This window comes from Clostridium phoceensis, assembly GCF_001244495.1.
Taxonomy (GTDB): Bacteria; Bacillota; Clostridia; order Oscillospirales; family Oscillospiraceae; genus Lawsonibacter; species Lawsonibacter asaccharolyticus.
Window position 1 is genome coordinate 31,042 of sequence record NZ_LN866273.1, and the last position, 20,319, is coordinate 51,360.

Sequence of the window (20,319 nt, forward strand, 5' to 3'; positions counted from 1 at the left end):
CGTTTCGGGAAGAAACCATTAGAAATAAGGAGTACAGGCCCGCCTCCGTCTCAGGATGCCACAAAAGGGATTCCGCCCCGCAGGGTGGAATCCCTCTGACAAATCATGACTGAGACGGGAAAAGAAAGACCCCTCATCCGTCGCGGCATACGCCGCGCCACCTTCCCCCCGGTGGGGGGAAGGCCTGAAGGGCGGCTCTGGGAGCCGCCCCTCTGTCGGGACCTCCCTTTCTTCCCATTTGGCAGCGGCTCCCCCCTCAGCTCAACAGCAGATCCAGGTCTTCCAGGGTGAGGCTCGGCTGTAAAGCCAGGTCAATGCCGTACCCGATCACCTTGGACAGGTCTGCCACCTGGCTGTCGATATCCTTGGGCGTGACCATCAAGTCCCTCCCCTCCCCCAGGGGAGGCAGCTCCTCCGTACCCAGCAGATCGGCGGCCAGGGTGGCCCCGTCCACCACGGTGGGCACCCCCACCGCAATCACCGGCACCCCCAGGGAAGCCCGGTCCAGCGCCGCCCGGTGGTTGCCCACCCCAGAGCCCGGGGCGATGCCGGTATCCGCCAGCTGCACCGTGCGGCACACCCGTTTTAGGGACCGGGAGGCCAGCGCGTCCACCGCGATCACGCAGGCGGGCCGCAGCCGCTCCGACACCGCCCGGACCAGTTCCCCGCTCTCCATACCGGTGGTCCCCAGCACGCCGGCAGACAGGGATGCCACTGGTCTCAGGTCCCCGAAGTGCTCCGGCACCTGCCGTACCAGGTGCCGGGTCACCAGGGTGTACTCGTGGACCTTGGGGCCCACAGCGTCTGGGGTGATGGCTCGGTTGCCCAGCCCCACCACCAGCACTGGGGCCTCTGGATGAAGGAAGCCCAGCAGCTCCCCCAGCTCTGCCGCTACCGCCCGGGCCGCCCGGCCGAAAGCATCCTCTTCCCGTCTGGCCAGCCCGTCCAGGGTCAGGGTCACATAAGTCCCCACAGGCTTCCCCAGGGCCTCCTCCCCCCGCCTGTCCAGGATGCTGACCCGGGTCACGGGGATGCCCTCCCTCATCTCCTCCCGGGCCTCCACCCCCTCCAGCTGGGTACGCTCCTCCGCCGACTCCTGCCACAGCTCCCTGGCCTCCAGAGCCAGGTCCGTCCTTCTGTTCCGCATGTCCCGCTCCTCCCTCCGCAAGATATAGTGGAATAGCTGCCGCTTCTGCCCTATTTTTTGCGGCGCCAGGGATTCTATCCAAAAAAGCGGGAAAAATTTAAAAAAACAGTTGATTTTTTGAAGATCCAATGGTATAATACATATCTGCACAGAGTTTCTGTGCACCATTTTACGATTCGATCGGAGGAGGTGTTTGGTTTGCCGAATATTAAGTCTGCCAAAAAGCGTGTTCTGGTCAATCAGGCCAAGGCCATGCAGAACAAGGCCGCTAAGTCCGCGCTGAAGACCGACATCAAGAAGTTTGAAGCCGCGGTGGCGGAAGGCAACCGCAGCGAGGCCGATGTCGCTTACAAGGTGGCTGTCAAGGCGGTCGACAAGGCTGCTGCCAAGGGTCTGCTGCACAAGAACAATGCCGCGAACAAGAAGAGCAGCCTGACTCTGAAGCTGAACAAGCTGGCCTGAGTTCTGCCCTGTGTTTGCACCATAAAAGCCGTCTGCTTTGCAGGCGGCTTTTCTCAATTTTCCCTTATTCGACACCGTTGGACACGAGAGGAGGTGCCTCTTGAAGCGTCTGCTGTCCTTTCCGCCCATCTCCTTCACACTGGAGGCGTTCAGCACCTACGGCCGCTGCGGCGTGGCGCAGGCGGCCGCCGCCCTGTCCTATTTTCTGATCCTGACCCTGTTCCCCCTGCTTATGTGCGTGAACTACTTCATCGGGCTGTTCCACCTGAGTCTGGAGCAGCTCCTGTCGGGACTGGACCAGGTCCTGCCCGACCAGGCCCTGGCTGTCATGCAGGACTATCTGGCCTATGCCTCCCTGAACCAGTCCCCCGCCATCGTGGCCGCCGCCCTGGTGGCCATCGCCCTGTCCGCCTCCGCAGGGCTCCGCGCCCTGCTGCTGGCCATGGATAAGCTGTATGGCCTGGAACACCCCGGCGGGCTGCGCCGGATCGCCCTCAGCGTGATTCTCTCCCTGCTGTTCCTGCTCACCATTTACCTGTCTGTGGTGGTCATCTTCACCGGTGACTGGTTCTTCCATCTGCTGGAGACCCATCTGCCCCATCCCCTGCTGCGCCTGATCCCCCTCTCCGCCCTGTCCAGTCTCTGGCTCTGGATCCGCTATCTGCTGCTGTTCTGCTTCGTCCTGCTGCTGGTGCTGGCCATCTACCGCCTGGGCACTCCCCGGCGCTTCCGCAGCAGCCGGAAGCTGCTGCTCAGTTCCCTCTTCACCGCCGTCTCACTGGTGGCAGGCTCTCTTCTGTTCTCTTGGTTCATCGGCCTGTCCTCCCGCTACTCCATGCTGTACGGCTCTCTGGCCTCCCTCATCATCCTTCTGGTGTGGCTCTACTTCTGCGGCAACGTGCTCCTGCTGGGCGCCCTGCTCAGCCGGGTGTTGGAAGTACGCCGGGCACGGCACCACAGCACCGGCTCATAGATCCGACCGACCAGTCTATCTTATAAAAAAGCCCCGCCTGTTTTGTTTTCAAAACAGGCGGGGCTCTTTACAGTCAGGGGATCAGGCTCAGGGACAGGGTGAGCAGCATAAAGGCGATGGCCACCCACTTGGTCCACTTGGCCAGCTTGGCGTCCACAGTCTTGGCCTTGTTCTTGGACAGGAAGGTATCCGCGCCGCCGGCGATGGCACCAGACAGGCCCGCGCTCTTGCCGGACTGCAGCAGGACCACGGCGATCAGAAACAGTCCGCACAGCACCTGGATCACGGTAACAGCAGTTTTCATGGCATTTCTCGTTCCTTTCAAAGCCCAGAGCGGGCAAATCGTTTGTTCAGCGGGTCTATGCCCGGACGTAGGGAAAAGTATAGCATGTTTTTCAGGGAAATGCAAGGGGGCGTTTGAACTTTTTCGTCCCACTGGCGGCACTTCTACATCTGGGCCGGCTCCGCCTCCCCCACGCGCCAGATCCCGCCGCTGCGGGGGGGCAGCATCAGCACCGGGCCCTCCCCGGTCAAGGCCCACTCCCCAGCGCCCAGCAGGCGCTCCGGCTCCTCCGTCCAGGGCAGAGCCAGGACCGCCGGCTCGTCCCCGGCGTTCAGCGCGGTGAGCAGGCGCTCCCCCTCCGTGCTCCGGAGGAAAGCCAGCAGATGGCCCGTCCCGGCCAGATACCGGATATCCCCCCGCCGCAGGGCGGGGCATTCCTTCCGCAGCCTGCCCAGGGCGGCGAACCAGTCCACCAGCTCCCGATCCTCCCGGCCCCAGGGGTAGGGTCTCCGATTGAAGGGGTCCTCAAAGCCCTCCAGTCCCGCCTCATCGCCGTAATAGACTGTGGGGGAACCGGGAAAGGCGTAAAGGAGTACCGCCCCCACTTTCAGCAGCTCCTTTCCCCGCTGGTACTGCTCCATACTCATGCGGAAGCAGGCCCGCCAGTCCTTGCTCTGGTCCCTGCACTCGCTGCCCACCCCCAGCAGAGTGATGATGCGGGGGGTGTCGTGGGTGCCCAGAGAGTTCATGGCAGAGTAAAAGGCAAAAGAGGGGTAGTTCTCCCTCAGGGCCTCCATGGCGGAAACGAACTTGGCCCCGTCCCCGCCCCGCAGAAAGTTGAGGGCGGCATTTCGGAAGGGGTAGTTCATCAGCCCGTCGCAGTGGCGGCCCAGGATGTGCTTTCTCCGGACCCCATAGGCGATCTTGGTGGTACCGTCCTCCCACACCTCGCCGATGAGCAGGGCCCCGGGCTTCTCCGCCCGGGCGGCGGTGTGGATCCCGGCCACAAAGTCATCGGGCAGCTCATCAGCCACATCCAGGCGCCAGCCGTCCGCCCCCGCCCGCAGCCAGCGGCGGACCACCGAGTTCTCATCCCCAAAAATGAACTCCCGGTAGCCGGGGCAGCTCTCCTCCACGGCAGGCAGGGTATAGATCCCCCACCAGCTCTCGTACTGGTCAGGCCAGTGCCGGAACTGGAACCAGGGCCGGTAGGGGGAGCTCTCGCTCTGCACCGCCCCTGGCTCCGGGTAATAGCCGTCCCCGTTAAAGTAGCGGCTGACAAAGCCGGTGTGGTTGAACACCCCGTCCAGCATCACCCGCATCCCCCGGCGGTGGGCCTGCCGGCACAGCTCGGAGAAGTCCTCGTTGGTCCCCAGCATTGGGTCCACCCGGCTGTAATCAGCGGTGCCGTAGCGGTGGTTCTCCGCCGCTTCGAAGATGGGGTTGAAGTACAGCGTCTCCACCCCCAGGGACTGGAGGTAGTCCAGCTCCTCTATCACGCCCCTCAGGTCGCCCCCGAAGAAGTCCCGGTTGCGGATCTCCCCGTTGGCGTCGGGTCGGTACTCCGGCTCCTCCTGCCAGCTCTGGTGGACAGTGCGCCCCCCTACCAGTCCCGCGGGGTCAGGCACCCGGGTGCGGCGGAAGCGGTCGGGGAAGATCTGGTAGCTCACCCCCTCCCCGAACCAGCGGGGCACGATCTCGCTCCCGTCGTAGACGGTAAGCTGGTACTCCTCCTTTATGTTCCAGCGCCGACCGGTGATGGTCTCCAGCTGAAAGGTGTACCACACCAGTCCCACATAGTCCCCAGTGTCCAGGACGCCGGAGAAGGCATCCCGCCCCAGATCGGTGTCTGTCCAGGGCAGCTCCACCGTGATGATCTGATTGTCCCGCTGCTCCAGCCGGGCGGTGAGCTTCCCCCGGGAGTAGCCCTCCGACCGCAGGGGGCGGAGGGTGAACGTCACCTGGGTCCCGGAAGGGACCGCTCCATAGGGGGATTTGAACCGCACGCTCCTTGAGTCATAGACAAGAGGATCAGACATCAAACATCACTCCACATTTTTCTGGCACGGCGTGCCCCGGGCCACACGGCCCGCGGGCTGCCGCCCCAGCTCTCTCTTCTTCGTTCAATGGTACTTATAGCTGCCGCCGCCGATAAACTCCCTCAGCAGAGAGTCTACCGGCACCAGCTCCGGGTCGATGGGCTCGAACCACTGGAACGCCTCGATCAGCTCCAGCAGCTCGCCACGCCGTGCGTTCTCCTCCGGCACCGCCTGGAGCAGAGGCAGGGCAAAATTCTTCATCACCGACACCTCATAGGGCAGGGAGGAGTCGAAGATGATGTCCGCCCGGTTTTTATAGGGGGAGATATACAGCTTCTCCCCCCGGCGCACGTTGGCCCACATCTCCAGTGTGTCAGCCACACCTGTGCCGCGGAAGCTGTAATCCCGCACCGCCCGCCGGGTCAGCCGCATCCAGGTCCCCTTGAATCGGAGGGCCGCCCCGTCGTTCACATTGGAACGGGCGGAGATATACAGCTTGGCGGCCTCCGGGTGAGGACCTGCGATGTCGTCGTTCAGGGCATGGATGCCCTCAAAGATGGCGATCTCATTCTTCCCCAGCTTCAGTGGGGTGCCCCGGGCGTCGTTGCGCATCTGGCGGGCAAACTCAAATTTGGGGATGATGATCTCCTCCCCCCGGCTCAGGGCGGCGAAGTGCTGGTCCAGCAGCTCCATATCCAGGCACTGGGGAGATTCGTAGTCGATGTCTCCCTCGGGGGTGCGGGGCGCGGTCTTGCGGTTCAGGCTCTTGAAGTAGTTGTCCATAGCCACCGCGTGGGTATTGACACCCCGGCGCTGGAGCTCCTCCGCGATCTTCATGGCGGTGGTGGTCTTGCCCGAGCCCGAGGGCCCGGAGAGCAGCACCACGGGGCTCTTGTCCAGATTGCTCAGGATGCGGTCTGCGGCCAGGGACACCCGCTGGGCATACGCCTGGTCGCACTCCTCCAGAAACTCGGTGACATCGGTCTTGATCCTTCGGTTGATCTCCTGAAGTTGATAGGCCATTGGTTCAAACCTCCCGGTAGAAGCGCAGGATCTCGTCCTTCTGCTCCAGAACTTTGGCGGACATCGCCAAATAGTCATGGGGATACTTGGGGTTGGTGAGGCGGACGATCCGCCCCGAACTCCGGTCCACCAGCTTGGTGACCCCGCCAGCCCCTAGGGACAGGACGCTCTGCAGTTCCTCCATCATGATGATATTATAGTGGTTTTCCGTTCCCGGTAAACACCAGCTCACATTTTCCAGCCCGCCTGACATGTACTTCTGCCGGTAGAGGTAATAGGGCCGGTAGCCGGCCCCCTCCAGGGCCTCCAGGCTGAGGTCCACCATTCGGCCCGTCTCCTCACCGGAAGGAAGCGCGCCCCCCTCCTCCATCAGCCTGGACCCCTTTTTCATGGCCAGGGTGTGGACGGTGATGTTTTCAGGCCTCAGGGCCAGCACCTCCTCCAGAGAGTCCCGGAAGCCCTCCACGCTGTCCTGGGGCAGGCCGGCGATCAAGTCCATGTTGATGCAGGCGAAGCCCACCTCCCGGGCGGTGCAGAACGCCTCCCGGATGTCCCGGGCGGTGTGGCGGCGGCCGATGGCCTGGAGCACCTGGTCCGACATGGTCTGGGGATTGATGGAGATGCGCTCGATCCCGTGTTCCCGCAGCACCTCCAGCTTTTCCCGGGTAATGGTGTCCGGCCGCCCCGCCTCCACCGTCATCTCCCGGCAGCCCGCCAGGGGAAGATGGGCCTCCGCCGCCGCCAGCAGGCGGTCCAGCTGGGATGCGGAGAGGGTGGTGGGAGTCCCGCCCCCCACATACAGGGTGCGGACCCGCAGCCCGGCCTGTTCCAGCACCTGTCCCGTGCGGCGGACCTCCTCCAGCAGCGCCTCCACGTAGGGGTCCACCAGCTTCAGGGCCCGACCCACGTCGGCGGAGACAAAGGAGCAGTAGGCGCACCGGGTGGGACAGAAGGGGATGCCGATATACAGGGACACCTGTCCCTCTTCCAGCTGCCGGTCCTCCGCCAGACTGGCCCGGGCGCACTCCACCGCCAGCCGGGCCCGGCGGGGGGAGACGTGGTACTCCCGCTCCAGCTCCCGGCAGGCCTGGGCCTCCGTGGCCCCCGCCAGCATGGCCCGGATGGGCAGCTTCACCGGCCTGACGCCGGTGAGGGCGCCCCAGGGTGGCTCGCCCCCCAGCAGGGCGGTGCCCGCCTGGTAAAATGCCATCTTCAGGGCGTGCTGGAGGGTGTGGTACACCTGCTCCGGCGGACGGTCCAGCTCCCCGCTCCCCACACGGACCGCAGCCTGCCCCATCCCCTGGGGCCGGTACACCTGGGCGCGGACGGTGGTCCACACGGGGCTGCGGCGCAGGGTGAAGCGGGCGGCGTTGGTCTCCCCCTTCAGTGTACGGCCCTCCCGGGGGGGATATTCCGGCCGCTCCTCCGGGAAGAGGGTGAGCATCATCTGCTCCACCGCGTATTTATAGCGCTCCGGCTGGTAGTCATAGTTGTCCAGATCCAGATACAGCTTCATAGTCCACCTTCCTCACGGGAAAAATCTTCGGGCAGGCGCCCCCTCAGCTCCGCATGGCCTCCATCAGGAAGGGGTTGCTCCTCCGCTCCCGCTCCAGGGTGGAGGTGGCCTCGTGGCCGGGACAGACGTGGAAGTCCCCCTTCAGCTCCCCCAGCCGCTTCAGGGACTGCATGATCTGCTCATAGCTGCCCCCCCGCAGGTCGGTGCGGCCGCAGGAGCCGGCGAACAGGGTGTCCCCGGTGAAAAGCACGTCCTCCACCTTCAGGGTGACGGAGCCGGGGGAATGGCCGGGGGTGTGGAGCACCTGGATCTCGTGGTCCCCCAGGCGGATCACATCCCCCTCGTCGTAGAGCTTCAGATCGTCCACCTCGCCGGCCAGGGGGAACAAGGTACTGCCCGCCCCGTTGGCGTCAGCCTGGTGGATATAGATATCCGCCTGGGGATACACCCGGTGGAGGGCTGGCACCGCCGTGGTGTGGTCATAGTGGCCGTGGGTAAGGAGGAGATACCGGACCTCCACCCCCTCCTTCTCCAGCGCCTCCTGGATCAGCTCCGGCTCGTCGCCGGGATCGATGACGGCGGCCAGGTTCGTCTGGTCGTCCTCCAGAATATAGCAGTTGGTGCCGATGGGCCCCACCCGCAGCAGCTTTACTTTCATCGTTAGAACACCTCTTTTGGGTCAAAGTCCGGCGGGGACAGCCAAAGCGCGGACCGCGCCGCGCTTTACGCCCTTCCCGCTCCGTTTTTGTCCGTATCGAACAGAATGGTCACTGGTCCGTCGTTCACCGACGCCACCTGCATGTCCGCGCCGAAGGTCCCGTGCTCCACCTGGAAGCCCCGCCGGCGGCACTGCTCCATGAATCGCTCGTACAGGGGGACCGCCAGGTCGGGTCTGGCCGCCCCGGTGAATCCAGGTCTTCGGCTGGAGGTATCGGCATACAGGGTGAACTGGGACACCACCAGCAGGGCACCTCCCACCTGCTCCAGGCTCAGGTTCATCCTGCCGTTCTCATCCTCAAAGACCCGCAGGTTGCAGATCTTCTCAGCCAGCTTGTCACACACGGCCTCCGTATCTCCGGGGCCCACCCCCAGCAGGACCAGAAAGCCCTGCTCAATGGCTCCCTCCACCGTCCCGCCGATGGAGACGGAGGCGGAGGAGACCCGGGTCACCACTGCTCTCATCGCATTTCACCTCGATCGTTTTTTGATGATCGTCACACTGCCATGACGATCAGGGAGACCAGCCCGCCCAGGATGACCGCCAGGGCCAGCGCCGCTCCAAAAGCATACCAGCCGCTCCCCCGGCTCTTCCCGTCTCCCGCCTCCTGAACGGCCCTGGAGATGGCGGCCGCCAAGCAGAACACGAATACAAAGGCCCAGATCGGCCAGGTCCAAGCGAACAGTATCCCTAAGATCTCCCATACCATGACATCCTGCCCCCCTTTGTCCATCTATATTATTTTCCGCTGGCCCGGACCACCTGGTAGACACCCTGGATGTTATTCAGCTTGTTGATGACGGAAGAGAGCTCCTCCCGGTCCTTGACCTCCAGCACCACACTGACGCTGGCGTAGCCGTCGGGCATAGAGCGGGCGGACAGGGCGGACACCTTCACCTTGGCGGTGGACAGGGCCATGGCCACATCCAGGGTCAGGCCGTCCCGGTCCTTGGCGGACAGCTCCAAACTGGTCTGGTAGCTGGGCAGGCTGCCCTCCACCCAGGAGACCTTGACCCAGCGGGCGGCCTCCTCCGGCTTGCGCTTGCCGGGGTCGGCGTTGGGACAGTCCTGCCTGTGGACGGACACCCCGTAGCCCCGGGTGATGAAGCCCACCACCGGGTCGCCGGGCACGGGGGTGCAGCACTTAGCGAACTTCACCAGACAGTTGCCCAGTCCCTCCACGATGATGCCAGAGTCCGAGTGCTTGTTGGACCCCTTCAGCACCGGGACCTCCTGGCTGCTGGCGGGGACGATGACGCTCTCCGCCGTGGTCTTGGAGGCGGCCGCCGCCTTCTCCGCCTGGAGGCGGCCCAGGCGCAGCATCTCGTCCCGGATGCGGGCCACCGCTTTCACCGCGGTGGTGCCGCCGTAACCGATGGAGGCGTACAGCTCGTCCAAGGTGCCGAAGCGCACCTTGCGCAGGATGCTGGGCAGCACCTCCGGGGCGGTGATAGCCTCCAGCTTCAGGCCCACGTGCTTCAGCTCCGACTCAAAAGCTGCCCGGCCGGTGGCGATGTTCTCCTCCCGCTTCTCTTTTTTGAACCACTGACGGATCTTGTTGCGGGCCTCGTTACTCTTGGCGATCTTCAGCCAGTCCCGGCTGGGCCCCTTGGCCGTCTTGGAGGTAAGCACCTCCACGATGTCGCCGTTGGAGAGCTGGTGGTCATAGGGGACCATCCGGCCATTGACCTTGGCCCCCACCATCCGGTTGCCCACCGCGGAGTGGACCGAGTAGGCGAAGTCGATGGGGGTGGCGCCGGCGGGCAGGCTCTTTACGTCCCCGTTGGGAGTGAAGACGAACACCTCGTCGGCAAACATATCCACCTTCAGGGTGCGGACGAACTCGTCCGGGTCGGTGTCCTGCTGGCTCTCCAGCAGCTTGCGCACCCACTCGAAGTCGTGCTCCGTGCCCAGCTGCTTGTTGGCCAGCCCCTGCTTATACTTCCAGTGGGCGGCCACGCCGTATTCCGCCGTCTGGTGCATGGCCCAGGTGCGGATCTGCACCTCGAAGGGGACCCCCTCCCGGCCAATGACGGTGGTGTGCAGGGACTGGTACATGTTGGGCTTGGGGGTGCCGATATAGTCCTTGAATCGGCCCAGCACCGGCTTGAACATGTCGTGGATGCAGCCCAGCACATTGTAGCACTCCGGGATGTCGTCCACGATGACCCGGAAAGCATACAGGTCAAAGATCTCATCCAGCGTCTTGTTCTGGGCGAACATCTTGCGGTAAATGGAGTAGGTGTGCTTCACCCGGCCGTAGACCTTACAGCGGATGCCCTCTTCCCACATCCGCTGGGTGATGCGCTGCTGGACGGCGGCCAGGAACTCCTCATGGGCAGAGGACCTGGCCGCCAGCTCGTCCTCGATCTCCTTATAGCCTACCGGGTCCAGGTAGCGCAGGGACAGGTCCTCCAGCTCCCACTTCAGCTTCTGCATGCCCAGGCGGTGGGCGATGGGCGCGTAGATCTCCATGGTCTCCAGAGACTTCTCCCGCTGCTTGGCGGGGGACTGGTATTCCATGGTGCGCATGTTGTGCAGCCGGTCGCAGATCTTGATGAGGATCACCCGGATGTCCTGGGCCATGGCCATGAACATCTTCCGCAGGTTCTCCATCTGCTCCTCTTCCTTGGAGGTGTACTGCACCCGGGACAGCTTGGTCACCCCTTCCACCAGGGCGGCCACCGTCTCGCCGAACTGCTTGGCCACTTCTTCGTGGGTGGCGTTGGTGTCCTCAATGGTATCATGGAGCAGGGCCGCGATCACCGAGTCCGCGTCCAGCCCCAGGTCGGCCACGATCTCTGCCACCGCCAGGGGATGGGTGATATAGGGGGTGCCGTCCTTGCGCAGCTGCCCCTTGTGCTCCGCGTCCGCATAGGTAAACGCCCGGTACAGGCGCTGGGTGTCCAGTCCCGGGGTATAGGCGCTCACCTTGTCTTCCAGCGCCTGATATCGTTCCAGAATAGGGTCCATTCGGATCACCTCGCAAAAGTTTAGAGTAAAGCGGGGGCCGCCCAAAGCGCGCAGCGCCTTCTCTCCTCGGCGCTACGCCTCCGCACTGCCGCCGCGGATGGCCTGCCGCAGACGGCCCAGGATGGGGGAGGCCTCCAGGTCCACCTTCCTCTCCACCTGCCGCAGGGAGACCGCCACCCCCTGCGGACCGGTCTCCAGGTCGATCAGCCCCCGTTCCGCCAGCACCTCCAAGCACAGCAGGACCCGCTCGGCGGCCTCCCTCTGTCCGGTGGCCCGGGAGGCCCCCCGGGCAATGCGGGAGGCGGTGTCCTCCACCCGGCCCAGCCCGGCGCACCGGTGCTGAAGATAGCGCCACAGCCCCACAAACTCCGCCCGGGAAGGCATCAGCAGCCGGGCCTCTGCCGGGGTCAGGCCCTCCCCCCGGCGGTATTTCTCATAGACAGCCCGCTCCGCCTGAGCCCGGGTGGGGGCCGGATGCAGGTCCGCCACCTGGAGCTGCACCGAGCGGGTGCCTCGAAACTCATTGATCTGGGGATAAAAGGCCACATCCACCCGGCCGCCGGGGGCCAGCCCCAGCTCGGCCCCGTCGGCGGAAAAGAAAATGGCGTCCAGCGGGGTCCCCTTGGACTCCAGCCGCAGCTTCAGGTGGCGGCCCCGCCCCACCTGGGACATGGACTGGATCAGGGCCCCCCGCAGCACCAGGACGGGCCGGGGGTTGCCAGTACCGCAGGGCTCCAGCCGGTCCAGATCGGCCACCGCCTCCACAGTGAGCTCCCGGGCCTCCACCTCTGCGTCGGCCTCCAGGGCGGCTGGGGATGCCCCGGCCCCCAGGGCCCGCTCCAAACCCTCCCGCAGGCGGCGGGAGAGAAGCGGGATGTTCTCCTCCCGCACGGTGAAGCCGGCGGCCAGGGCGTGGCCGCCGAAGCCCTCCAGCAGGTCACTGCACTCTGCCAGCCGCTCAAACAGGTTCACGCCGCCCCAGGAGCGGCAAGAGCCCTTCCCCATCCCGTGGTCCAGGCAGATCATAAACGCAGGGCAGCCGTACCGCTCCGTCAGGCGGGAGGCCACGATGCCCACCACGCCCTGGTGCCACTCCGGGTCGGCCAGCAGCACCGCCCCCTTCTGGGGGGCCCGGTCCAGCCGATCCACACACTGCCGGAAGATCTCGCCCTCAATGGTCTGCCGCTCCCGGTTCAGGGCGCACAGCTCCTGGGCCAGCTGCTCCCCCCGCTCCCGGTCCCTGGTGAGGAGGAGCTCCACCGCCATCTGGGCCCGGCCCATCCGGCCGGAGGCGTTGATCCGGGGCGCCAGGGTGTAGCCGATCGAGGTGGCGGTGATGGCCTTGTCCTCCAGCCCCGCCTCCCGGATCAGCAGGGCCAGGCCCAGCCGGCGGGGGTGGGAGAGCTCCTCCAGCCCCAGCCGGACGATGGTCCGGTTCTCCCCGGTCATAGGCATCACGTCGGCCACCGTCCCCACGGCGGCCAGGTCACAGTACTCCGCCAGCACGTCTCCGTCCCCTTCTGGTCCGTTGATGGCCATGGCCAGCTTCAGGGCCACCCCCACGCCGGCCAGGCCCTTGCAGGCGCTGGGGCAGTCGCTGCGCCGGGGGTCCACCACCGCCTGGGCGGCGGGCAGGCCGCTCTTGCACTCGTGGTGGTCCGTGATGACCACATCGATCCCCAGGGACCGGGCCCAGGCGGTCTCCTCCAGGGCAGTAATGCCGCAGTCCACCGTGACGATCAGGGAGGCGCCCTGCTCCTTCAGGGCCGTCACCGCCTCCCGGTTCAGGCCGTAGCCCTCCTCCAGCCGGTCTGGGATATAGGGGATGACTGCCCCGCCCTTCCGTCGGAGGAAATCGGTCAGCAGGCAGGTGGCGGTGATGCCATCCACATCGTAGTCCCCGTAGACTGCGATGGTCTCTCCCCGCTCCAGAGCCAGCCTGACCCGGCCGGCCGCCTGTGCCATATCCTTCAGAGCCAGCGGGTCCTCCAGGGCCGTCTCCCCACCCTCCAGCAGGGCCCGGGCCTCCTGCGGCGCACGTACGCCCCGGGCGGACAGCACCGCCGCCAGCAGAGGTGAGATCCCCGCCTCCTCCAGGGCAGCCAGGGCAGCCGGATCAGGAGGGGCCACCGTCCATTTTTCATACTTCACAGGCCACCCGCTCCTTTCCCGCCCTTCGGCTATAGTTGCTCAGAATAGTATTATAACACATCTATTTAAGATCCTTCAAGAGAAATTCCGACCCAGCCCCCTTTGTCTGTGCCGCGGGAGCGGAACGAAGGGGCGCATGCAGCCATCAAACGCGCCAAAAGCGGTCCCCGGAAAGATTTGGTGCCCGGCGTGCCGCAGACGGCAGTTGCTTCCCGCTCCGATCTGTGCTATGATTAAATATCACCCAGATCTTCAAGAGAGGAGGGTCCCCCATGGACGCAGTCCAGCGCCGGGCCGCGCTGTCCGACTATCTCTCCCAGGCGGCCGGGCCGGTCTCCGCCTCCGTCCTGGCGGCCCGTTTTTCTGTCAGCCGGCAGATCATTGTGGGGGACATCGCCCTGCTGAGGGCCGGCGGGCTGGACATCGCCGCCACCCCCCGGGGCTATCTGCTCCCCCGCCCCACCCCCGGTCTGACCCGCCAGCTGGCCTGTGTCCACCGGCCGGAGGACATGGGCCGGGAGCTGGAGCTCCTGGTGGGTAACGGCTGCCCCGTGCTGGACGTGATCGGGGGGCACCCGGGCTACGGCCAGCCCCCCCGCCCGCTCCCCCCATCCNGTGATCGTGGAGCACCCGGTCTACGGCCAGCTCACCGGCCAGCTCCACCTATCCTCCCGGTATGACGTGGGGCAGTTCCTCCAAAAGGTGTCCCGAAGCGGGGCACGGCCCCTGTCCGCCCTCACCGGCGGTGTCCACCTGCACACCATCCTCTGCCCAGATGAGGCCGCCTGGCACCGGGTCCGCGCCGCGCTGGACCAGGCAGGCTTTCTCTATACCGGCCCCTGAGCCCGCTGAAAGGAGTCTCCCATGCCCCCAAAGATCCTGGTCATTTCCGGCCCCACCGCCTCGGGCAAGACCCGCCTGGCCGTAGAGCTGGCCCTGCGCCACGGCGGCGAGGTGGTCTCCGCCGACTCCATGCAGGTCTACCGCCGGATGGACATCGGCACTGCCAAGCCCACCCCGGAGGAGATGCGGGGCATCCCCCACCACATGCTGGACGTAGCCGACCCGGAGGAGGACTTCTCCGTGGCCCGGTACGTGGAGCTGGCCGCCCCCTGCGTGGACGACATCCTGGCACGGGGCAAGCTCCCCATCGTGGCCGGCGGGACGGGTCTCTACCTGGACTCCCTCCTCTCCGGCCGCACCTTCGCCCCCTTCTCCCCCGACGGCGGTCTCCGCGCCCGGCTGGAGGCCCGCTTTGACGCCCTGGGGGGGGAGGCCATGCTGGGGGAGCTGGCCGCCGCCGACCCGGAGGCCGCCGCCCGCCTCCACCCCAACGACCGCAAGCGCATCGTCCGGGCCCTGGAGGTCTTTCAGCAGACCGGAAAGACCATCTCCCAGCATAACCGGGAGACCCGGGCCCTCCCGCTCCGGTACGATGCCCTCACCCTCTCCCTGGCCTTTCAGCGCCGGGAGGACATGTGGGCGCGCATCGACCGGCGGGTGGACGAGATGATGGCCGCAGGCCTGGCGGAGGAGGTCCGGGCCCTCCTGGACTCCGGTGTCCCGGCGCGGTGCACCGCCATGCAGGCCATCGGCTACAAGGAAATGGCCGCCGCGCTGCGCGGCGGCGGAGATGTCTGCGCCGCCGCGGAGGAGATCAAGCTCCGCTCCCGGCAGTACGCCAAGCGCCAGCTCACCTGGTTCCGCCGTACCGAAGGGGCCAAATGGCTCTTCTGGGGACCGGAGCCTGATTTTGAAGCGGCCTGCCGGACTTCGACAAAATATTTGGAAGAATTTGGTTTAGTATAGAGGCACTCGGGCCGAGCTCTGCTCCGCCTTAAAGAAAAAAGGAGTGCTCACCATGCAGAAAACCAACAATCTTCAGGAGATCTTCCTCACCCAGGTCCGCCGGGACCGCCGCCCCGTCACCATCTTTCTGATGAACGGGTTTCAGATGCGGGGCTATGTCACCGGCTTTGACGCCTTCACCGTGGTCCTCACCAGCGATGGCAAGCAGCAGGTGATCTACAAGCACGCCATCTCCACTATCGTCCCGGAGCGGCCCGTCCCCCTCTGCCAGCCCGGCGAGCTGGAGTAACTCCCGCCCCATCCCCACACCCATCCGCAAAAGAGAAAGAGAGCCGGTCACATGAAACAGGGCAACAGTCTGGTCACGCTGGTCATCGTCCTTCTGGCGGTGATGCTGGCCGCCTATCTGGGCGTCTACGCCTGGGACAGCTTTACCGATCCCTTCACCACTACCCTCACCTACTCCTATACTGCCAATGACAGCCTAGAGGCAGACGGCTGGGTGGTGCGGGAGGAACAGCTCCTCCCCGCCCAATCGGGCATCCTGGACATTACCCGGGCAGAAGGGGAGGAAGTGGGCCGGGGCCAGACTGTGGCTCTGGTCCACCAGAACAGCCAGGCGCTGGACGTCCAGGCTCAGATGGAGGAGCTGGCCATGGAGATCGAGCTGCTGGATTACGCCATGAACCAGACCGACGACGTCGTCTCCGCCGCCCGGCTGGACGAATCCATCCTCCAGTCCCTGGCCTCCCTGCGGTTCGCCTCCGCCTCTGGCTCCTACCGTCAGCTGGATGACGACGTGATGGAGCTGAAAAGCCAGGTGCTCAAGCGCAGCTACACCTATGGGGAGGGGCTTGACTCCTCCCAGCTCTCCGCCCTGCGGCAGTCGCTGATAGAGGAGTACCGCGCCCTGCGCACCCAGTCCAGCAGCGTCACCAGCCGCATCACCGCTCCTGCCGCGGGGGTGTTCTCCTCTTTGGCCGACGGCTATGAGAGCCTGCTCACCCCTCAGTCCATCCTGACCATGACCCCCGCCGACCTGGATGCCCTGGCCGGACAGCAGGTCACGGCCCCCTCCGGCACCGCCGGCAAGCTCATCACCTCCGACCGCTGGTACTTCGCGGCCGCGGTCTCGGAGGAGGAGGCCCTGCGCCTGTCCAAGGAGAGCTCCGTCACCGCCCGCTTTTCCGGTTCCTTCAGCCAGGACGTCCCCATGACGCTGGAGCAGGTGGGGGAGGCGGTGGACGGCCGTGCGGTGGTGGTCCTCTCCTCCAACCGCTATTTGTCCCAGATCACTCTGCTCCGCGGCCAGACAGTGGAACTCATCTTCGGCAGCAGCTCCGGCCTGCGCATCCCCAAGGCCGCTCTGCGCATAGTCACCCAGGAGTCCACCGATCCGGAGACCGGCGAGACCGTCCAGACCAACCTGGTGGGGGTCTATACCCTGGTGGGCGGCCGGGCAGAATTCAAGCCGGTGGAGATCCTCACCGAGGAGTCCGACTTCTATGTGGTCTCCCCCGCCACCGAGGGGCGGGCCGTCCTGCGGGCGGGGGACGAGGTCATCGTCCGGGCCACCGGGCTCTATGACGGGAAATTGCTGAATTTCTGAGGGCCGCCCATCCGGCAGCCCGTCACCTGTAGAGAAAGAGAGAGATTGCATATGTCCATCCAACAGCAGGTCCAGGCAGTCCGGGCCCGCATGGCGGCCGCGGCAGAGTCGTCCGGCCGCCGCCCGGAGGATATCGCCCTGTGCGCCGCCACCAAGGTGCAGAGCGACGACACCATCCGCGCCGCCATCGCCGCCGGCATCACCCTGTGCGGAGAGAACCGGGTCCAAGAACTCACCGCCCACCTGGCCGCCGGCGCCTATGAGGGCGCCCGTGTCCATTTTATCGGCCACCTCCAGACCAACAAGGTCAAGCAGGTGGTGGGACGGGTGGACCTGATCCAGTCGGTGGGGTCGGAGCATCTGCTCCGGGCTGTGGAGGCCCAGGCGGACAAGCTGGGCCTGGTTCAGGACATCCTGCTGGAGGTAAATATCGGCATGGAGGAGAGCAAGGGCGGGGTGGACCCGGCCCAGCTCCGTCCCTTGGCTGAGCTGGCTCAGTCCCTGCCCCATGTGCGCCTGCGGGGTTTGATGGCCATCCCGCCTATCAGCCCCCTCCCCGGTGCCAATCGGCCTTTTTTTGCAAAAATGTATCAGCTTTTTGTTGACATAAGACGCGAAATGTCCGATAATCAATGTGATATCGATTGCCTGTCCATGGGAATGAGCGGCGACTTTGAGGACGCCATCGCCGAGGGGGCCACGCTGGTCCGGGTCGGCACCGCGCTGTTCGGCCCCCGGCCGCCCATGCACACCGCCCGTTGAACCGGCGGCAGAGCTTACACCAAGGAAAAGAGAGGATACCGCTATGGGATTTATGGATGAACTCAAGCGCTTGGCCCACCCCTACGAGGATGAGGACGAGGACGATTTCGAGGAGTTTGAGCCGGCGCCTCGTGCTGCCGTCCCTGAGCGCCGGGACCGCTCCGAGCGGATGGACCGCACGGGCTCTTTGTACAGCGCCCCGGTCGAGCCGGAGCGCCGCAGCAACAAGGTCGTCAATATTCACACCACTACTCAGCTCCAGGTGGTGCTGGTAAAGCCAGAGCGCTTTGAGAACGCCAGCGAGATCGCCGACCATCTGCGGGAGAAGCGCACCGTGGTGCTCAACCTGGAGTCCACCAACAAGGAGATCGCCCGCCGCCTGCTGGATTTTCTTTCCGGCGTGGCTTATGCCAACGAGGGCAAGATCAAGAAGGTGGCCATCTCCACCTATATCATCACCCCCTACAATGTGGACATCCTGGGGGATCTGATCGACGAGCTGGAGAACAACGGGCTGTACTTCTGAGCAGATGGGACGCGTCGCCGTTCGGCCGCCGGGCCGGCTCCTCCCCCTCCTTTTGCTCCTGGCCCTGCTGTCCGGCTGCGCCGGCGGAGGGGCCGCCTCCGCCTCCGAAGACGAGGAGCCGCAGGCCCCGCTCCTCATGGAGCACGGCTGCCTCTCCATGGATCTGGACGGAGACGGCGCAGAGGAGGCCGTCCGCCTGTATGCCCTTCAGTCCGCGGACGACCTGCCCCCTGAGGCGCTGCCGCCGGAGGGCTCGGATTCCCGGAATCTGCTGTTCCGCTGGTATGTAGAGGCCCAGATTGGGGATGACTTGGTCACCTGTGACCTGAATGGCCGGTATTATTACTATTCTCCCCAGCAGGATCAGCCCCTGTTCTTCTCCATCCAGGACCGGCAGGGCGCGTCCCTGGTGGTGGCCGGTCTGATCCCACAGTCCAATGGGGCCGGGGCCGGCATGCTGGAAGTGCATGTCCTCTCCTATGACAAGGGAGCTTTTCAGGTCCTGGAGCTCCCCCTCTGGTCTATCCAGAGCGTTCAGGCCGGCATGACCGCCCAGATCACCGTACCAGAGACCGGCACCGTGGAGACGCTGGACCTGCTCCAATGGCTGGAGCTGCGGGGAGAGGGACCGCTCTATGAGGCGGACGGGACTCTCGCCTGGCCCTGCGCCCCCGCCTCCTGGGAGGAGGGGGATATCTATGCCCTGCTCCCAGCCGAAGAGGGTATCTGGACGGCCCAGCGGCTGTACGGACAGGCCCTGTCGGACTTGATGGGCTATCTGGTGACCCACCTCACCTGGGACGACGGCACTCCCGTGGTCCTGGAGCAGTATTTTGACTGGCGCGCCCAGAACGACGACGAGGTCCTGCGCTGAAAAAAGCGTTTTGATTTAGGAGGTAATGAATATGCTCACTCCTCAGGAGGTCTCCGAGCGCGCCTTTCCCAAGGCTTCCTTCGGCGGCTACAACATGGCTCAGGTGGATGAATTTCTGGATCTGCTCACAGCGGACTATACCTCACTGTACAATGAGAACGCCGTTTTGAAGAGCAAGATGAAGGTCCTGGTGGAGAAGGTGGAGGAGTACCGCGCCACCGAGGACGCCATGCGCAAGGCGCTGATGACCGCCCAGCGGATGGCCGACGAGCTGGTGAAGGAGGCGGAGGCCAAAAAGGCCCAGATCCTCTCCGACGCCGAAGGGGAGGCCAAGGAGCGGGTGGCCAATATCCGCAAGCAGGCCGGCGACGAGGAGTTCCGTCTGTCCGCCGCCCAATCCGCCACCGCTGCCTATGTGGCCAAGGTGCGGGCCCTCCACGAGCAGGAGCTGCGCTACCTGGACGGCCTTTCCCAGCTGTGCCCCGACGCCCCGGTCTCCCAGGCCGACCCGGTGGAGGAGGCCGTGGAGGAGATCGATGACAATGTCCAGCGCCTGGTGGCCCAGGCCATGGCAGACGCCACCGCCGAGAATCTAAAGGCCCAGGCCGCCCAGGAGGCTGCGGAGGGCCCAGAGGACCTGTCGGACACTGCAGAGTTCCCCCCCGCCCCCCAGGCGGAGGAGGAGCCTGAGGAGGAGCCGGTCCACGGCACCCGCCGCATCGACTTCGGCAACCTCCAGTTCGGCCGGGACTATGAGATCAAATAAGATCGCAGAGATACACTGGAAGCGCCCCCTCCGCCGTGCGGAGGGGGCGCTCTGCGCACCTATGACTGGAGCGTGCTAGACATGAAAATCCTCAACAAAATTCTTGACATTCCTCAATAAAGTGGATAGAATATAAGGGTATATCGTTATCATGCGCAGAAAAGGAAGAGTACCCGCCTCCGAGACGCACAGAGAGCCGCCGTTTGGTGCAAGGCGGACGGGAGGGGCTGGGGAAGATCACCTTGGAGCAGGGGGGCTGAACCTGAGTAAGCCCCTCCGGATGCCCCCGTTACCGGGCAGCATTTGAGTGGCTGGGACGGGATGCCCTTCCGGCAAGAAGAGTGGTACCGCAGAGGTCTTGTTCGCCTTTGTCTCTTTGAGAGACAAGGGCGTTTTTGTTTTTCCAGAGAGGAGTGGCTTTGATGAAGTGCCCTAAGTGCGGCCTTCTTATGGAAGAAGGGACCATGCACACGCAAAAATATCCCTTCTGGACCCAGCAGGAATTGCGGTTTTTTCACAGCCCCACGGATATGGTGGAACTGGCCCCCCCAGGTGATGACACCACCAGTATGTTCACGCGGGACCCGTTTCCGGAATTTCCCCACGCTATGCTCTGCCGGGCGTGTGGCCTGGTCACATTTCTATGTAATTTGATCGAAAAGTCTAAAAAAGACCCAGAATAGGAGGA

Annotated in this window: 22 protein-coding genes and 1 other annotated feature; of the genes, 12 read left to right on the forward strand and 10 right to left on the reverse strand. The window is 64.9% G+C overall.

All coding sequences use genetic code 11. From position 1 onward, the window contains the following. Nucleotides 1-256 precede the first annotated feature (256 nt). Complete coding sequence (gene gpr / locus BN1969_RS00495; protein WP_050622501.1) at nucleotides 257-1,147, reverse strand: GPR endopeptidase; 891 nt, start codon at nucleotides 1,145-1,147, stop codon at nucleotides 257-259. A 198-nt stretch (nucleotides 1,148-1,345) separates the two neighbouring features. Here gpr and rpsT point away from each other — a divergent pair, with 198 nt between their 5' ends. Together rpsT and BN1969_RS00505 are read left to right on the forward strand one after the other, a co-directional pair. Beyond that, nucleotides 1,346-1,609, forward strand: coding sequence for a 30S ribosomal protein S20 (gene rpsT / locus BN1969_RS00500; RefSeq protein ID WP_050622502.1), 264 nt, complete (start codon nucleotides 1,346-1,348; stop codon nucleotides 1,607-1,609). Nucleotides 1,610-1,709: 100 nt separating this feature from the next. Beyond that, nucleotides 1,710-2,582, forward strand: a complete 873-nt coding sequence (locus BN1969_RS00505) for a YihY/virulence factor BrkB family protein (protein WP_050622503.1) — start codon at nucleotides 1,710-1,712, stop codon at nucleotides 2,580-2,582. 73 nt (nucleotides 2,583-2,655) lie between these two features. On the opposite strand, the gene secG is transcribed toward BN1969_RS00505, so the two are convergent. The 9 genes from secG to recJ all read right to left on the reverse strand — a co-directional run bounded on the left by secG (nucleotide 2,656) and on the right by recJ (nucleotide 13,285). Then, a complete protein-coding gene (gene secG / locus BN1969_RS00510) occupies nucleotides 2,656-2,886 on the reverse strand; it encodes a preprotein translocase subunit SecG (RefSeq protein WP_050622504.1) in 231 nt (76 codons plus the stop codon). Between the two features lie 143 nt (nucleotides 2,887-3,029). After that, nucleotides 3,030-4,904 carry a glycoside hydrolase family 13 protein gene (locus BN1969_RS00515; RefSeq protein ID WP_050622505.1) on the reverse strand — a complete coding sequence of 625 codons (1,875 nt, stop codon included), beginning with the start codon at nucleotides 4,902-4,904 and terminating at the stop codon, nucleotides 3,030-3,032. Nucleotides 4,905-4,988: 84 nt separating this feature from the next. Then, on the reverse strand, nucleotides 4,989-5,927 hold the full coding sequence (locus tag BN1969_RS00520) for a uridine kinase family protein (protein WP_050622506.1): 939 nt from the start codon (nucleotides 5,925-5,927) through the stop codon (nucleotides 4,989-4,991). A gap of 4 nt (nucleotides 5,928-5,931) precedes the next feature. Then, nucleotides 5,932-7,443 carry a coproporphyrinogen dehydrogenase HemZ gene (hemZ, locus tag BN1969_RS00525; RefSeq protein WP_050622507.1) on the reverse strand — a complete coding sequence of 504 codons (1,512 nt, stop codon included), beginning with the start codon at nucleotides 7,441-7,443 and terminating at the stop codon, nucleotides 5,932-5,934. A 43-nt stretch (nucleotides 7,444-7,486) separates the two neighbouring features. Next, the gene (locus BN1969_RS00530; protein ID WP_050622508.1) at nucleotides 7,487-8,101 is read right to left on the reverse strand and encodes an MBL fold metallo-hydrolase; all 615 of its coding nucleotides are present in this window, start codon (nucleotides 8,099-8,101) and stop codon (nucleotides 7,487-7,489) included. 65 nt (nucleotides 8,102-8,166) lie between these two features. Then, nucleotides 8,167-8,625: a D-aminoacyl-tRNA deacylase gene (dtd, locus tag BN1969_RS00535; protein ID WP_050622509.1), complete on the reverse strand. Its 459-nt coding sequence runs from the start codon at nucleotides 8,623-8,625 to the stop codon at nucleotides 8,167-8,169. A gap of 32 nt (nucleotides 8,626-8,657) precedes the next feature. Further along, on the reverse strand, nucleotides 8,658-8,870 hold the full coding sequence (locus tag BN1969_RS00540) for an RNA-binding protein (RefSeq protein WP_108980095.1): 213 nt from the start codon (nucleotides 8,868-8,870) through the stop codon (nucleotides 8,658-8,660). 29 nt (nucleotides 8,871-8,899) lie between these two features. Further along, nucleotides 8,900-11,134 (reverse strand): RelA/SpoT family protein, encoded by a 2,235-nt coding sequence (locus BN1969_RS00545; RefSeq protein WP_050622567.1) that lies wholly within the window; start codon nucleotides 11,132-11,134, stop codon nucleotides 8,900-8,902. Nucleotides 11,135-11,206: 72 nt separating this feature from the next. Further along, a complete protein-coding gene (gene recJ, locus BN1969_RS00550; RefSeq protein ID WP_050622511.1) occupies nucleotides 11,207-13,285 on the reverse strand; it encodes a single-stranded-DNA-specific exonuclease RecJ in 2,079 nt (692 codons plus the stop codon). Nucleotides 13,286-13,557: 272 nt separating this feature from the next. Between recJ and BN1969_RS00555 the strand changes: the two genes are divergently transcribed. The 10 genes from BN1969_RS00555 to BN1969_RS19005 all read left to right on the forward strand — a co-directional run bounded on the left by BN1969_RS00555 (nucleotide 13,558) and on the right by BN1969_RS19005 (nucleotide 20,314). After that, the gene (locus tag BN1969_RS00555) at nucleotides 13,558-13,965 is read left to right on the forward strand and encodes an HTH domain-containing protein (protein ID WP_336454697.1); all 408 of its coding nucleotides are present in this window, start codon (nucleotides 13,558-13,560) and stop codon (nucleotides 13,963-13,965) included. Further along, a complete protein-coding gene (locus BN1969_RS18955) occupies nucleotides 13,907-14,128 on the forward strand; it encodes a 3H domain-containing protein (protein ID WP_336454698.1) in 222 nt (73 codons plus the stop codon). Before BN1969_RS00555 ends, BN1969_RS18955 begins: the two co-directional genes overlap by 59 nt. Before the next feature lie 21 nt (nucleotides 14,129-14,149). Next, a complete protein-coding gene (gene miaA, locus BN1969_RS00560) occupies nucleotides 14,150-15,094 on the forward strand; it encodes a tRNA (adenosine(37)-N6)-dimethylallyltransferase MiaA (protein WP_050622512.1) in 945 nt (314 codons plus the stop codon). A gap of 52 nt (nucleotides 15,095-15,146) precedes the next feature. Next, complete coding sequence (gene hfq, locus BN1969_RS00565; RefSeq protein WP_050622513.1) at nucleotides 15,147-15,383, forward strand: RNA chaperone Hfq; 237 nt, start codon at nucleotides 15,147-15,149, stop codon at nucleotides 15,381-15,383. A 51-nt stretch (nucleotides 15,384-15,434) separates the two neighbouring features. Then, nucleotides 15,435-16,703, forward strand: a complete 1,269-nt coding sequence (locus BN1969_RS00570) for a biotin/lipoyl attachment domain-containing protein (RefSeq protein WP_050622514.1) — start codon at nucleotides 15,435-15,437, stop codon at nucleotides 16,701-16,703. A gap of 51 nt (nucleotides 16,704-16,754) precedes the next feature. After that, the gene (locus tag BN1969_RS00575; RefSeq protein ID WP_050622515.1) at nucleotides 16,755-17,465 is read left to right on the forward strand and encodes a YggS family pyridoxal phosphate-dependent enzyme; all 711 of its coding nucleotides are present in this window, start codon (nucleotides 16,755-16,757) and stop codon (nucleotides 17,463-17,465) included. Between the two features lie 43 nt (nucleotides 17,466-17,508). Then, nucleotides 17,509-17,991, forward strand: a complete 483-nt coding sequence (locus BN1969_RS00580; RefSeq protein WP_050622516.1) for a cell division protein SepF — start codon at nucleotides 17,509-17,511, stop codon at nucleotides 17,989-17,991. 4 nt (nucleotides 17,992-17,995) lie between these two features. After that, nucleotides 17,996-18,865: a hypothetical protein gene (locus BN1969_RS00585; protein ID WP_050622517.1), complete on the forward strand. Its 870-nt coding sequence runs from the start codon at nucleotides 17,996-17,998 to the stop codon at nucleotides 18,863-18,865. A gap of 31 nt (nucleotides 18,866-18,896) precedes the next feature. Continuing rightward, nucleotides 18,897-19,631 (forward strand): DivIVA domain-containing protein, encoded by a 735-nt coding sequence (locus BN1969_RS00590; protein WP_050622518.1) that lies wholly within the window; start codon nucleotides 18,897-18,899, stop codon nucleotides 19,629-19,631. A 147-nt stretch (nucleotides 19,632-19,778) separates the two neighbouring features. Then, nucleotides 19,779-20,010 (forward strand) — a binding site (T-box leader). A 43-nt stretch (nucleotides 20,011-20,053) separates the two neighbouring features. Continuing rightward, nucleotides 20,054-20,314, forward strand: coding sequence for a PF20097 family protein (locus BN1969_RS19005; RefSeq protein WP_050622519.1), 261 nt, complete (start codon nucleotides 20,054-20,056; stop codon nucleotides 20,312-20,314). The last annotated feature ends 5 nt before the right edge of the window (nucleotides 20,315-20,319 follow it).